The sequence below is a fragment of the Staphylococcus casei genome (assembly GCF_030294405.1).
GTDB lineage: Bacteria > Bacillota > Bacilli > Staphylococcales > Staphylococcaceae > Staphylococcus > Staphylococcus succinus.
The window spans coordinates 74,083-87,580 of the sequence record NZ_CP125718.1; the positions used below are offsets into that span (position 1 = coordinate 74,083).

Consider the following 13,498-nt stretch of genomic DNA (forward strand, 5'->3'; position numbering starts at 1 on the left):
CTAAAATTTTACGGCTATGTAATTATACAATTATATGACAATTGAGATGACTATATATATTAGTGTACATTATGTTAAAATTTAATTAAATAGTAGACGGCATAGAGTGGAGAGATATTAAAGTGGGATACCAAAGTGAATATGGTTTAGAAGAAAATGTAGTTAAACAACTACAAGATTTGGGATATGAGCGTGTATCATTGCGCAACGAAACACAATTGAAAGAGAATTTCAGACGCATTTTAAATGAACGAAATGCAGATAAATTAGAGGATACACCTATATCAGATAGTGAGTTTAAACGTATCATGATTGATATAAGTGATAAAAGTGTATTTGAAAGTGCTCAAATATTAAGAGATAAATATGTACTAGAACGTGATGATGAAACAAAAGTTTATCTTAGCTTAATGAATATAAAAAAGTGGTGTCAAAACACATTTCAAGTCACAAATCAGGTAAGCGTAAATGATACACACAAAAGTCGTTATGACGTAACTGTTTTAATTAATGGATTACCTTTGGTTCAAATTGAACTTAAACGTAGCGGCGTTGCGATTACAGAAGCTTTTAATCAAATTGAACGCTATCGCCGTCAAAACTATACAGGGCTATTCAGATTCATACAAATGTTTGTTGTGAGTAATAAAATGGAAACACGCTACTATGCGAATAGCGATCAAAAAATCATGAAAAGTCATATGTTTTATTGGAGCGATGAAAAAAATGAGCGTATTAATGTGCTTAAAAATTTTATTGAATCCTTTTTAGAACCTTGCCATATTGCTAAAATGATTAGCCGTTATATGATTATTAATGAAACAGATAAAATATTAATGGCCTTGAGACCGTATCAAGTTTATGCTGTAGAGGCTTTGTTGAATCGTGCTATAGAAACAAATAACAATGGTTATATTTGGCATACGACAGGGAGTGGTAAAACCCTCACATCGTTTAAAGCGAGTCAAATATTAGCGCAAGAACCAGACATTAAGAAAGTTATATTCTTAGTCGATCGCAAAGACCTAGATGGCCAAACTTTAGGGGAATTTAATAAGTTTGAGTCAGATTCTGTTGATAGGACGTTCAATACTAAAAAGTTACTCAAACAAATGGATGATCCTACACGGAAACTAATTGTTACGACGATTCAAAAAATGGATAATGCGATTAAATCAGGACATCCAGCAATGGAACGTTATAAAGAAGATAAAGTCGTTTTCATTATTGACGAATGCCATCGAACACAATTTGGTTCAATGCACCGTATCATCAGACAACATTTCGGAAACGCCCAATATTTTGGTTTTACGGGAACACCTAGATTTGAAGAGAATGCGAGTCAAGATGGACGCGCGACTGCGGATATTTTTGGAGAATGTCTACACCATTATCTAATCAAAGATGCGATTAGAGATGGCAACGTGCTAGGTTTTTCTGTTGAATATATGAATACATTTGATCGCAGTGAAAAAATTACCGAAGATGGTTATGTTAATAAAATTAATGAAGCTGAAATATGGATGGCAGACGAACGTGTTCAAAAAGTAGCAGAACATATTATTGCGAATCATAATAAGAAAACACGTGACCAAATGTACACAGGTATGTTGACCGTTCAAAGTATTCCAATGGCGATTCAATATTATCGTGTTTTCCAAAAATTGAAGAAACAAGGTGTACATAATTTTAATGTCACGACAATATTCAGTTATCAAGATAATGAAGCCATAGATGATACGATGGATGAACAAACGAGAAGAGATATATTAGAAGGTATCATTCAAACGTATAACGAGACCTTTGATAAAAATTTCTCAACGGATACGTTTGATGGTTACTTCAATGATGTATCAAACCGCGTCAAAAAAGGATTACCCGATCAAAAATTAGATATTCTTATGGTTGTCGATATGTTTTTAACAGGCTTTGATAGTAAAAAACTTAATACGTTATATGTGGATCGTAATTTACAGCATCATACGCTTATTCAAGCATACTCACGTACCAATCGTGTGGAAGAACCAACGAAACCGTATGGAAATATCGTTGCTTATAGAAATTTAAAAGAAAAAACAGATGAAGCAATCGAGCTTTTCTCTAAAACGGATAATACAGATACGGTATTGAGCTTATCGTTCCAAGCGTATTTAACGAAATTCAAACAGGCTTTAATCGAACTATTTGAATTAGCTGAAACACCTCAAGCCGTAGACCAATTAGAAAGAGAAGAAGATCAGCGTGACTTTGTTATTGCATATCGCGAGTTAGCGAAGCATATGCAAAAGTTAAAAACGTTTGATGAATTTGCATTTGATAAGGAAACATTAGGTATTGATGAACAAACATATGAAGATTATAAAGGTAAATATTTAGATATCTATGATAAAGTGATACGACCTGATAAAGAAACTGTAGAGGGAGAATCTATATTAGACAATATTGATTTTAATATTGAGATTTTACGCAATGATTTGATTAATGTTCAGTATATTTTAGATTTATTAAATCAAATTGATTTAAGTGATACAGAACAACAAGAAAAAGACATTAAAGAGATTCGTAAAGTGCTTGATAAAGCTGATGATGACCAATTAAGATTGAAATCCGATTTAATTCGAACGTTCCTAGATAAAGTCGTACCGAACTTAAATGAAGGTGATTCAATTGATGATGCTTATTATAATTATGAATCTAAAGTGAAGGTCGGAGAGCTGGAACAATTTTCTGAGGAAACAGATTATCCGTTAGAATTATTGGAATCGTTAGTTAAGGAATTTGAATTTAGTGGTCATTTAAATAATAACTTAATTGAAGAAGGCGTTTCTGGCGGTCTTTTAATACGTACTAAAAAAATAAAGCGTGTTAAATCATTTATCAAAGATATGGTTAAAAAATATAGTGTTTAATGCAAAACAAGTGTAGTTTTTTAAAACTACACTTGTTTTTATTTTAAAGTCATGCTATATTTGTTTTGTAGAAAAACATAACTACAGGAGGTTTGGTATGTTAAAAGATTATGTTAATTATCAAAGTGGCACATTAATACAGCGCTTAGAAGTTGATGAGAGCGACCTGGCGAATCGTTATATGGTATATGATCAAAATATGTTAGATATAGATTTAGGGTTAACCATAGATGATACATATCAACCTAGAGTCATAAGATTAAAAGATACATCAAGAGCAACCGTTGTACGTAAAGATGATATTGTCATAAGTATGATGACAGGTGAGTGCACCTTAGTGAGCTCAAGACACGATGGTTCAATTTTACCTTATAACTATACAAAAATTGAAGTTACTTCAGACTTATTGGAACCTGCTTTTTTAGTCTATTGGTTTCAACTAGCACCAGAGGTACAATCACAATATAAGCAATATATGCAGGGTGGCTCAACAATAAAAAAACTAACACATCAACAGTTAAAATCACTCTATATTACCTTACCTTCAATTGAACGACAACGGTTGATTGGGCAAATTGGTATTAAAGAAAAACAATTAAACGTATTAAAACAAAGACAAAGTCGATTAAAAAAGCAATTCTTATCCAACACTTTATTCAAGGAGGACAATTAAATGTCTATTACGGAAAAACAACGCCAACAACAAGCTGAATTACAAAAAAATCTATGGTCTATCGCTGATGACTTACGTGGCAATATGGATGCAAATGAATTTAAAAACTATATATTAGGTATGATTTTTTATCGTTTCTTAAGTGAAAAAATTGAAGAACAAGCACAAATACTCTTAGCTGAAGATAGTATAGATTATGAAACAGCCATGGCAGATGAAGATTATAGACCCGTCTTAGAGCAAGAATTCATCTCACGTATCGGTTATGTCATTGACCCACAATATCTATTTAGTCACTTAGTTAAAAAAATTGAAAGACAAGATTTTGAAATGGAAGACTTAAGTAATGCGATTAAAAACATAGAAAACTCTACACGTGGTCATGATAGTGAAGATGACTTTATTCACTTGTTTGATGATTTAGACCTTGTATCTTCACGTTTGGGTAACTCCAACGCTGCACGTACTAAATTGATTTCAAAAGTTATTATGAAAATATCTACATTACCCTTCGTTCATAGTGATATGGAAATTGATATGTTAGGTGATGCTTACGAGTACTTAATTGGTCAATTCGCAGCAAGTTCCGGTAAAAAAGCTGGTGAATTCTATACACCCCAACAAGTTTCAACGATTTTAGCTAAAATTGTAACCGCAAATAAAAAAGATATTAAGAGCGTTTATGATCCTACATGTGGATCAGGTTCATTACTCCTTCGTGTCGGACGTGAAGCAAATGTCCGTCAATATTATGGTCAAGAATACAACAGTACTACATATAACCTAGCACGTATGAATATGTTGTTACATGATGTGAACTATGCGAATTTTAAAATTGAAAATGGGGATACGATAGAAGATCCAGCCATATCAGATGAACGTTTTGAAGCTGTCGTTGCCAACCCACCTTATAGTGCGAAATGGAGTTCAGATGCACAATTCTTAGAAGATCCACGTTTTAGTAATTATGGTAAACTAGCACCAAAATCAAAAGCAGACTTTGCATTCATTCAACACATGATTTATCACTTAGATGATAATGGCACAATGGCTGTCGTTTTACCACATGGCGTCCTGTTCCGTGGCGCAGCTGAAGGTGTCATTCGCCAGTACTTAATTAAAGAAAAAAATTATTTAGACGCAATTATTGGGTTACCATCCAACTTATTCTTTGGGACATCGATACCAACAAGTATACTTGTCTTTAAAAAGTGTCGTGAAGATGATGATAATGTGCTGTTTATTGATGCATCGCAATCATTTGAAAAAGGAAAAAATCAAAATCATTTAACAACAGAAGATGTTGAGAAAATTGTTGAAACGTATAAAAACAGAGAAACATTAGATAAATATAGTTATGCGGCAAGTTTAGAAGAAATTGCAGAAAATGATTATAACCTCAATATCCCAAGATATGTCGATACATTTGAAGAAGAAGAACCTATTGATTTAGAACAAGTACAAAAAGATTTGAATCAAATTGATGATGAAATTATCGAAGTAGAACAAGAAATTAATAGCTATCTGAAAGAATTAGGAGTATTAAAACATGACTAATGAATTAGCAAATGTACCTGAATTAAGATTTCCTGGATTTAGTGAGGGGTGGGTGAAGAAACGTTTTTATGATTGTGTTGAAATTGAAGGCAAATTGGTAGACCCTACTTTTGATAAATATCAAAGTTTACCTCATATTGGCCCAGGTAACATTGAAAAAAACACTGGTAGAATTTTAAAGTATAATTTAGTAAAAGATGAAAACTTAATAAGTGGTAAATTTGAGTTTGATGAAAGAGATATAATATATGGAAAGATAAGACCACAATTACAAAAAATTTGTGTGCCTAAATTCAAAGGTTTAGCTAGTGCTGATACATACCCTATAAGAACTATTCCAGGAGTATGTGAAATAAATTTTATATACTACAGTCTATTTACGTCTCGCTTTTTTAAATATTCAGTTTCAGTTTCGATGCGTACAGGTATGCCTAAAATAAATAGAGAAGAGTTAGGGAATTTTAAACTTTATCTACCCAAAATAATAGAACAAGAAAAAATAAGTAGTTTTTTCAGAAAACTCGACCGACAAATTGAATTGGAAGAACAAAAACTATCATTGTTAGAAGAACAGAAAAAGGGATATATGCAACAAATCTTTTCTCAAAAACTTCGATTTAAAGATGAAGATGGAAACAATTATGTGGATTGGAGCATTAAAGAAATAAAAGAGATTCTTATTCCAGGAAACAAAGAAAAAATAGAAGATAAAAGTATTTATAATCGTTTAACAGTAGGATTGCATGGAAAAGGTGTATTTCATTTAGAGCAAGAACGAAAAACTAAAGATACAAGACCTTTTTACCAAAGATATGAAGGAGAACTAATCATAGGTAAACAAAATTTCTTTAATGGTAGTGTCGCTATTATACCTGAAGAATTTAACGGATATATTTGCTCTAATGCAATTATGAGTTATAAGTTTAAAGATAATATCAACTCTAAATATGTTTTAGAATTTTTACTTCAAAATGATTTTCTAAGAAAAAATGAATTTTTAGCAGATGGTACTGGTCAAAAAGAATTAAGCGAGAAGAATTTTGAATTGTTAACAGTAAATATCCCTAACAGTACAAAGGAACAACAAAAAATAGGCGATTTTTTCAGTAAGCTAGATAATTTTATTGAAAAGCAATCAGATAAAGTCGAGTTACTAAAAGAGAGAAAAAAAGGGTTTTTACAGAAGATGTTTGTATAGGTTCTGATAACCGACCTATTATGTAAACTATATTTTCCATTAAATAAAGAAGAGTATATATGGGCTATGTAAAATTATTTAGATTGGTTAATGGATTATAAATCAGAAAAATTCGCTCGTGATGTAACTAATATTTGCCATTATGTAACTGGAAATTTATCTATAACTATAAAAGATAATAATAATTTTGAAAAAGCAAAACTCAGTATTTTAGAAAGTTATAATAACAATTATATAAATTCCGATATTGATGTGTGTACTTTATGCTATGTCTGAAGTATTCAACTTGCCAAAAGGAGGTGACTTTAGTGAATTCAATTTTAATTATTTCTGTAATTTTAATAATATTTATTGGTATACTTTTTATAATAGATAAATTCAGATTAAAAAAGAAAGAACAAGGTGTTTCAGCCATATTACTTACAATAGGATCTTCACTGGTGGTTGGCTCTTTTGGCGATGTGTGGAGTAATATAAACCAAACAATTACGACGGTTTTAAGTGAATCAGTAGATGAGGTTATAAAGACAAACTCAGCATTCTCACAAACCAATTGGGTTCAATTAATCACCGGGCTTTTATTAATGTGTGTAGGGGTATATTTAGCATACTTTGTAAAAAACAAGCTATTTATTCTAAATATTAATGCTTATTTTAATAAAAGGATTGAACCTAGTAACAAAGATTTAGGCTTATCTACATTTGAATTTAAAGAAAGAGAAATCGATTTAATTAAAATTTATAAAAAAAACCAAATAAAAGACTCCTATAAAGAAGTTTTGGAAATCATAGAGGATAAGACTATTTCATTTAGTTTGGAGAGTAGAAATTTTAAAAGAGGATACACTGGTATAGCGCCTATACCTTTCATAATGTGGTTGGGATTACATTTAAAGCGTGAAAAAATTGATGAGTACTTTGAATATGATAAGATTCAAAGTGACAAATTCTATAAGTTAAAAAAAGGGGGAGAATATCCTCAAATGAAGAAGGAAGAGTGTTTAAAGCAGAACGATTCCAATACTAATGAGATAGTTATAGCAGTTTCAATTACTAAGAAAATTACTTTAGAACAGATGAAACAATTTAGCAATGCAAAAAAAATTGAATTATATATTGATGAACCTAAAGATAATGCAATTAAATATAGATCACAATTGATAGAATATGCCCAAAAAGTCGCAACAACTATAGAAGACATTTCTGCTTCGGCCTCTTTTAAAAAGATACACCTTTTAGTTTCGTCTCAAAGTAGCTTAGCATTGGAGATTGGTAAAAGAGTCGATGACCAAAGGATGGTTGAAATCATTTGTTACTTTTTTGATATAAAACAAGATAAGAATTATCCATGGGGGATTACTATGAACGGAGAGAATAAAGGGAAAATTATAGTATAATATTGGGGGAAAGAATGTATAATATTGAAAGTAAACTCAAAACTTTTTATAACCATCATGTAATGCTTGAAGGTGAAAGAAAAAAAGAATTGTTTAGATTTAGAAATATTAATATAGACAGGTTAAAAGAGGGACTTGAAGAGTATAATTCTGAGAAAGACACAAGCTATAAGGTGGTTGAAACGATTACACAAGGCAGTGTAGCTATGTCAACAATTATTCAAAACGAAAGTAGTGACTATGACATTGATGTGGCCATAGTATTCGAAGAGGACAACCTTCCAGAAGGAACTACATCGACAAAAAATATAGTGAAGAATGCTTTAAAGAAAAAAAGTAAACAATTTAAGGTGGAGCCAGAAGCAAAAACTAATTGTGTAAGAATTTCTTACGAAGAAGGATATCATGTAGACTTTGCTATCTATCGTAGAAGTAAAAATATTTTTGGAGATTTTGAGTATGAACATTGTGGTAGCGAATGGAGAAAAAGGGACCCTAGATCGATAACAAAGTGGTTTATAGAATCAAATAGAGAAAAAGAGCAAAAATTAAGAATTGTTGTTAGGCTGTTAAAGATGTTTTGTAAATCTAGAGAGGCTTGGGTCATGCCTGGAGGTCTGGTTCAGTCAGTGTTAGTGAATGAGTGTTTTGAAGATGATAATAGAATAGATAGTATGTTCTACCAAACAATCAAATTAGTTTGTGATAGATTGGCTAATTATAAGGAAGTTTATAATCCCACAGATAAAAATCAAAATCTAAAACTTATAAAAAAAGATGATGATAGACTTGAAAGACTCCGAGAAAGACTAACTGAACATATTAATAAACTAAATGTGCTCTTTAAAGAAGATTGTAGCTATAAGCAAGCTATTGAAGCTTGGCGTGATTTTTTCTATCATAGCTATTGGCAAGAACAGTATGATAACGCTAAAAACTTAAACAAATCAGAAATTCTAAGGCTTGTAAAATCTAATTCTGAGAATACTTTTGATGAAAGTGAAGAATTTATTGAACATTTTTTCTCAGTAGAAAATAAATTTCAATTGACTTTAGAATGTTATGTAGAGCAAAACGGTTATAGAATAGATACTTTGACTAATATGTTGAGACAAGGTAAATGTCTATCCCCCAGAAAAAAATTGAAAATTTTTATAAAATCTAATACCGTACCTAAACCATACGATGTATATTGGAAAGTGAAAAATAGAGGAGTAGAAGCAAAAAAGAGAAACCAGATACGTGGTCAAATAGTTAAAACTAATTCAGAAACTCATACTGAGAATACCCAATTTAAAGGAGAACACTTTGTAGCGTGTTATATTGTGAAGAATGGGATCTGTGTGGCTAAAGCAAAAATAGATGTACCAATCACTTAACAAAATTAGTTTCTATGGTTTATTGAAAGAAGAGTCTAGTATTTTCCTACCAAATTTTAAAACGTTCATTTTTGACACAAACCCTCTTACTATAAAAGTTAGAGGGTTTTCTTACGTATTTTAGTCTCTATACTTGTGTTATAAACAAAGTATCATAAATGTCAAAAAATCATGTTTTAATACAGTCTTTTTTTACTGCTTAACACGTGTCACTTTACTTGATATATGAGAATGACTTCACCTAATAAATGAGAAAAGCAACGCACTATATTAAAATGCGTTGCTTTTTCTATTATCGAATACCTATAACTAAACTGTCTCTAGCTGTTTCTACGACTTCTGTACTTATTTTATCTAAACCATTTATATCCATAATTCTATCTATCTGCGCAAATAAACGATGAATCAGCCTAAAATTCCCTTTTGTAATTTTAATAATCGTTGTTATTGCCTCATAATCAGTAAAATCTTCGAGTTTTAAATCAAATCCTAAATCTTGCCACTTATATTCTAATATATGATGCGTTTCATCTTTGCTTAGATTATCAAATTCATGCGCAAAACCTATGCGCGAATATAATTGAGGATAACGAGATAATTTCTTCTCAATACCTGGCATACCAATAAATATCATTGCTAAATTATGTTCATCATAAATAGCTCTTAATTGCTCTAAATGTTGCACTTTAAGACGATCAATCTCATCTACTATAATTAAATCAATATATTTAAACATATCACTATAATGTTTACTATGTTCATGTCCATACTTATTTACAACATGTAATTTTTGCCCCAAATCAATGCTTGCAGTAATACTATATAAATCATTTCTTAATTTAGTTTGTTTTTCTGCTGGTGCAGTATAAAATATTTTATCCACCGATAGTATATCATCGGTCGTTTTACTAGCTAAATCTTCCCAACCTCTATGGTTAACTTGTTTTTCAATAGTATCCCAATTTGTGTAATATCTAGACGATAAAGTTTTTCCGACACCAGGTTGACCATAACATATACCAATATACTGATATTTAATACAAGCATCACAAAATTCAGCAAACCGTTTATACTCTTTCGTTTCAATAAAATTCTGATTTTTAGTCATTACGATACCTCTTTAATTTTTTGACGTTTTTAGTCGTTTCTTGAGGTGAATAACCACAATTTTTTTCTTCCTTAATTAATTCCGTGGTACTTGGACTAGCAATATTTTGTTTTAAGTGTTTTCTTCTCTGACTACGAGCTTGCTGTATGTCTTTTATATCTATGGAGTAATCAGCTATTTCTGGACATATAGCAGTACAAAGAAATTCATCTCTATAAAACACACGTATTTCAGCCATATCATTTGGGTTATAACGAATCAGTACATATTCACCTACATAAACTGCTAGATTAGTATTACTGTATCGAAAACCTTGAAAATGAACGCCATCTGAATGAACTTTTCTAGATTTAGGTATTTCCAACAATAATAAATCAAGTTGTTCTAAGCTACTTGGCATATTAGGGAAAAAGTGATTACTATTCCAACGACTGATAGGCGTGGTATGAATAGCACTATGTTCTTTTTGATTATAATCTTCAATTAAAAAGTAACGTAATTTTTCTTCAAAATTGTGAAAATCTATTAGATTACTAGGAGTATCATTATTGTTTATATATCCAGGCAGTTGTTCTAGGAAAGTTTGGTTAACTGTCTGAAAAAAGCGTTCTATTTTTCCGCGACCACGAGGGACACCAACTTTTGAAAACATCAAATTTATTTTCAAGTCAATAGCGACTTGTTCCATGTGATTTGAGGTAAAGTCACTTCCGTGATCTGTATAGAATTTTTCGGGTATACCACACACTGGCCAGTTGGTATCATTCTTATTCCATATTGCTTGGTGTAGTGTTAATGCTGTGTTTTGAGCATTAGGAGCATCAAAACTTATAAAGTAGCCTGCAATTGCACGACTATAGTCATCCATAATAATGGTTAGCCATGGTCTATTGATATTACCTTTTTGATCTAATATATAAATATCTAGCAAAGTATGGTCGGCTTGCCATATTTCATTGGGTCTTGAGGATTCTCTTATTTGTATTAAATCGTACTTATTTTGATAGTATTTTTCACCTTGGTGAGAGAAATCAATAACAGACTTAGGCATTGCTTTAATAATACTATAAACTTGTTTATAACTTGGTTTATCAAAATTATTCTCTATACAATAATTAGCGATTTTCCTATGAATCGTAGCAATACTATTTCTTTTATTCATAAGCGCAAGGCGTTCAATTTCATCAATTATCTTTGGTTCTATTTTACGTGTTCCTTTATCAGCTCTTGTCGCATAGATTAGTCCTTTAAGTCCTTGTTCTTTATATGACTTATTCCACCTATAAAGGGTGCTTAACGCATTCCCTTTACTTTTAGAAATACTTGATAAAGATTGTTCGCCTAGGATAAAAGGTTTTATAATATTGTACTTTTGAGTAGCTTTTTTACGTTTGGCTTCAGAAAAATTAGTTAGATACTTCTCCTTGTTTTTCATCTTCCTTGTCCTCCAATTTATTGAGGTAACGATAAATTGTTGTACGTGAAACACGCCACTGTTCTGCAATTGTCTTAATTGGCGTGCCATTATCATAAAGTGTCTTAAGTAAGTTTAAATCTTTTTGATTTAATTTTTCGGGTCTGCCTCCATATCGGCCTCTAGCACGTGCTGCAATTCGGCCAGCTGAAGAACGCTCTAAAATTAAATTACGTTCAAATTCTGCAAATGCTGCGAATAAATGAAATAATAATTGTCCAGTTGAACTTGATTTATCCATTGTTATATTTTCTTCTAAACTATGGAAACTTACACCTCGTTCGTTAAGTTCATTAACTAATGTGATTAAATCCTCCATATTACGTCCCAATCTATCTAATCTCCAAACAACAATCGTATCTCCTGACCTCGCAAATTCAATTGCTTTATCTAAACCAGGTCTTTTACTTTTTGAACCACTCATATGGTCATTAAATATCTTTTCACAACCATATGTATTTAATCGATCCTCCTGTAAATTTAAATTTTGTAATCCAGTTGAAACTCTTGCATAACCTATTTTCAAAATACAAACCTCCTATATACACCTTTAGTGTACCACAACTTAATTACAAGGTCTTTTATGAACATAGATTTTTTGTTGGGTTTTTGAACACATAATCCTATGTAATTCTTACTTATTTAGACATAAAAGAAGAGTGTACAGAAAATGGTTATTTTCTGCACACTCTTTTTTTACTAAAGGTAATATTAATATTCATAACAAATTTATTTAGAAACAACGTAGGTATTAATAAACATAATAGTAGTTTTTTCATGACTATCCTCTCAGTATAATTACAAATGAAAGTATAAATAAAATTTGTATTATTAACCTTAACCAAACGTTTGTCGGTTCATTTCCATTTAATCTTACACCTTCCTTATAAGCTTTCACATTAGCAGGGAATAAAGAAATGCATAATATAATTCCTATAATACTTGAAAAACTTTGTGTCTGTTCAAATAGTATTCCAATAGCAATCACTAATTCTAGTAATCCAGTTGAATACACAATGAAAGTTGGAAATGGAAGTTTTGATGGAACCATTTGAACCAAACTATATCTAACATTTGGTAGTAACCTTCCGATAAAAGTATATAGAAAAGAAAGAAAAATTGAAAACTGTGCAAAAGAATATATCAATGAGTTTCCTCCAAATATAAAATAAATTAATAAACCAATAACGCCACCAATTATGTATATTATCAATGTAATCATAAACATCCCTCAATTCTTTTAATAGATTTTTTACACCAATTAAGTTCAGCTAAACTAATATTAATGCCATAATCAATAATCATATCCCAGAAAATAAAATTCTCATGATTTTTCCAATACTTTTGTATATTGAGTTGAATTGTTTTTATTATATTTAAACGTTTGGTGATAACTTTTTTATAATCCTCAATTAATTTAATATTTTCATTTTTATCTAATATAGAACCGAAATTTAGCTTAACCAAAACTTCATTCTTAAAAGTTGGCCATTTTTTAATTTCAGTATTGAGCCAATTTAGAAATATTTCTAAACCTTTATCAGTTAATATGTAAATATTTTGATTAGGTCCTTTATCACTTTTTTTATTATTTACTTTTACTAAACCACTGTACTTTAAGTCTTGTAGATAAGGATAAATTTGATTATATCCAATTTTCCAGTAGAAATTAAAATTTTCATCAATGACTTTTTTAATTTCATACCCACTCTTTGAACTTTGAGATAATAGTCCTAAGATAATATATTTATTAGAATTCAATTTCGCCACCCACTATATCATTTTGATATAGTTATTTTATCT

The 13,498-nt window shown here is 30.6% G+C and carries 11 protein-coding genes; 6 read left to right on the forward strand and 5 right to left on the reverse strand.

The annotated features are described in order from the left end of the window. Window positions 1-122: 122 nt before the first annotated feature. The 6 genes from QMO72_RS00325 to QMO72_RS00350 all read left to right on the forward strand — a co-directional run bounded on the left by QMO72_RS00325 (window position 123) and on the right by QMO72_RS00350 (window position 9,113). Window positions 123-2,909: a type I restriction endonuclease subunit R gene (locus tag QMO72_RS00325; RefSeq protein WP_286093213.1), complete on the forward strand. Its 2,787-nt coding sequence runs from the start codon at window positions 123-125 to the stop codon at window positions 2,907-2,909. A 97-nt stretch (window positions 2,910-3,006) separates the two neighbouring features. Then, window positions 3,007-3,582 carry a restriction endonuclease subunit S gene (locus QMO72_RS00330; RefSeq protein ID WP_103268191.1) on the forward strand — a complete coding sequence of 192 codons (576 nt, stop codon included), beginning with the start codon at window positions 3,007-3,009 and terminating at the stop codon, window positions 3,580-3,582. After that, a complete protein-coding gene (locus QMO72_RS00335; protein ID WP_103268190.1) occupies window positions 3,583-5,139 on the forward strand; it encodes a type I restriction-modification system subunit M in 1,557 nt (518 codons plus the stop codon). After that, window positions 5,132-6,337: a restriction endonuclease subunit S gene (locus QMO72_RS00340; RefSeq protein WP_103268189.1), complete on the forward strand. Its 1,206-nt coding sequence runs from the start codon at window positions 5,132-5,134 to the stop codon at window positions 6,335-6,337. The genes QMO72_RS00335 and QMO72_RS00340 overlap by 8 nt, the downstream gene beginning before the upstream one ends. 308 nt (window positions 6,338-6,645) lie before the next feature. Next, window positions 6,646-7,734, forward strand: a complete 1,089-nt coding sequence (locus QMO72_RS00345) for an SAVED domain-containing protein (RefSeq protein ID WP_103268188.1) — start codon at window positions 6,646-6,648, stop codon at window positions 7,732-7,734. Between the two features lie 14 nt (window positions 7,735-7,748). After that, window positions 7,749-9,113: a nucleotide-binding domain-containing protein gene (locus QMO72_RS00350; RefSeq protein WP_103268187.1), complete on the forward strand. Its 1,365-nt coding sequence runs from the start codon at window positions 7,749-7,751 to the stop codon at window positions 9,111-9,113. A 292-nt stretch (window positions 9,114-9,405) separates the two neighbouring features. On the opposite strand, the gene QMO72_RS00355 is transcribed toward QMO72_RS00350, so the two are convergent. The 5 genes from QMO72_RS00355 to QMO72_RS00375 all read right to left on the reverse strand — a co-directional run bounded on the left by QMO72_RS00355 (window position 9,406) and on the right by QMO72_RS00375 (window position 13,456). Further along, entirely contained in the window at window positions 9,406-10,221 is an 816-nt protein-coding gene (locus QMO72_RS00355; RefSeq protein WP_000164962.1) for an AAA family ATPase, read from the reverse strand. Beyond that, window positions 10,214-11,656, reverse strand: a complete 1,443-nt coding sequence (locus tag QMO72_RS00360) for a TnsB C-terminal domain-containing protein (RefSeq protein WP_103267851.1) — start codon at window positions 11,654-11,656, stop codon at window positions 10,214-10,216. The genes QMO72_RS00355 and QMO72_RS00360 overlap by 8 nt, the downstream gene beginning before the upstream one ends. After that, the gene (locus QMO72_RS00365) at window positions 11,628-12,221 is read right to left on the reverse strand and encodes a recombinase family protein (protein WP_103267852.1); all 594 of its coding nucleotides are present in this window, start codon (window positions 12,219-12,221) and stop codon (window positions 11,628-11,630) included. Before QMO72_RS00365 ends, QMO72_RS00360 begins: the two co-directional genes overlap by 29 nt. Before the next feature lie 255 nt (window positions 12,222-12,476). Continuing rightward, entirely contained in the window at window positions 12,477-12,917 is a 441-nt protein-coding gene (locus QMO72_RS00370) for a DoxX family protein (RefSeq protein ID WP_103267853.1), read from the reverse strand. Continuing rightward, window positions 12,914-13,456, reverse strand: coding sequence for a PadR family transcriptional regulator (locus QMO72_RS00375; RefSeq protein ID WP_285322612.1), 543 nt, complete (start codon window positions 13,454-13,456; stop codon window positions 12,914-12,916). Before QMO72_RS00375 ends, QMO72_RS00370 begins: the two co-directional genes overlap by 4 nt. Window positions 13,457-13,498 lie beyond the last annotated feature (42 nt).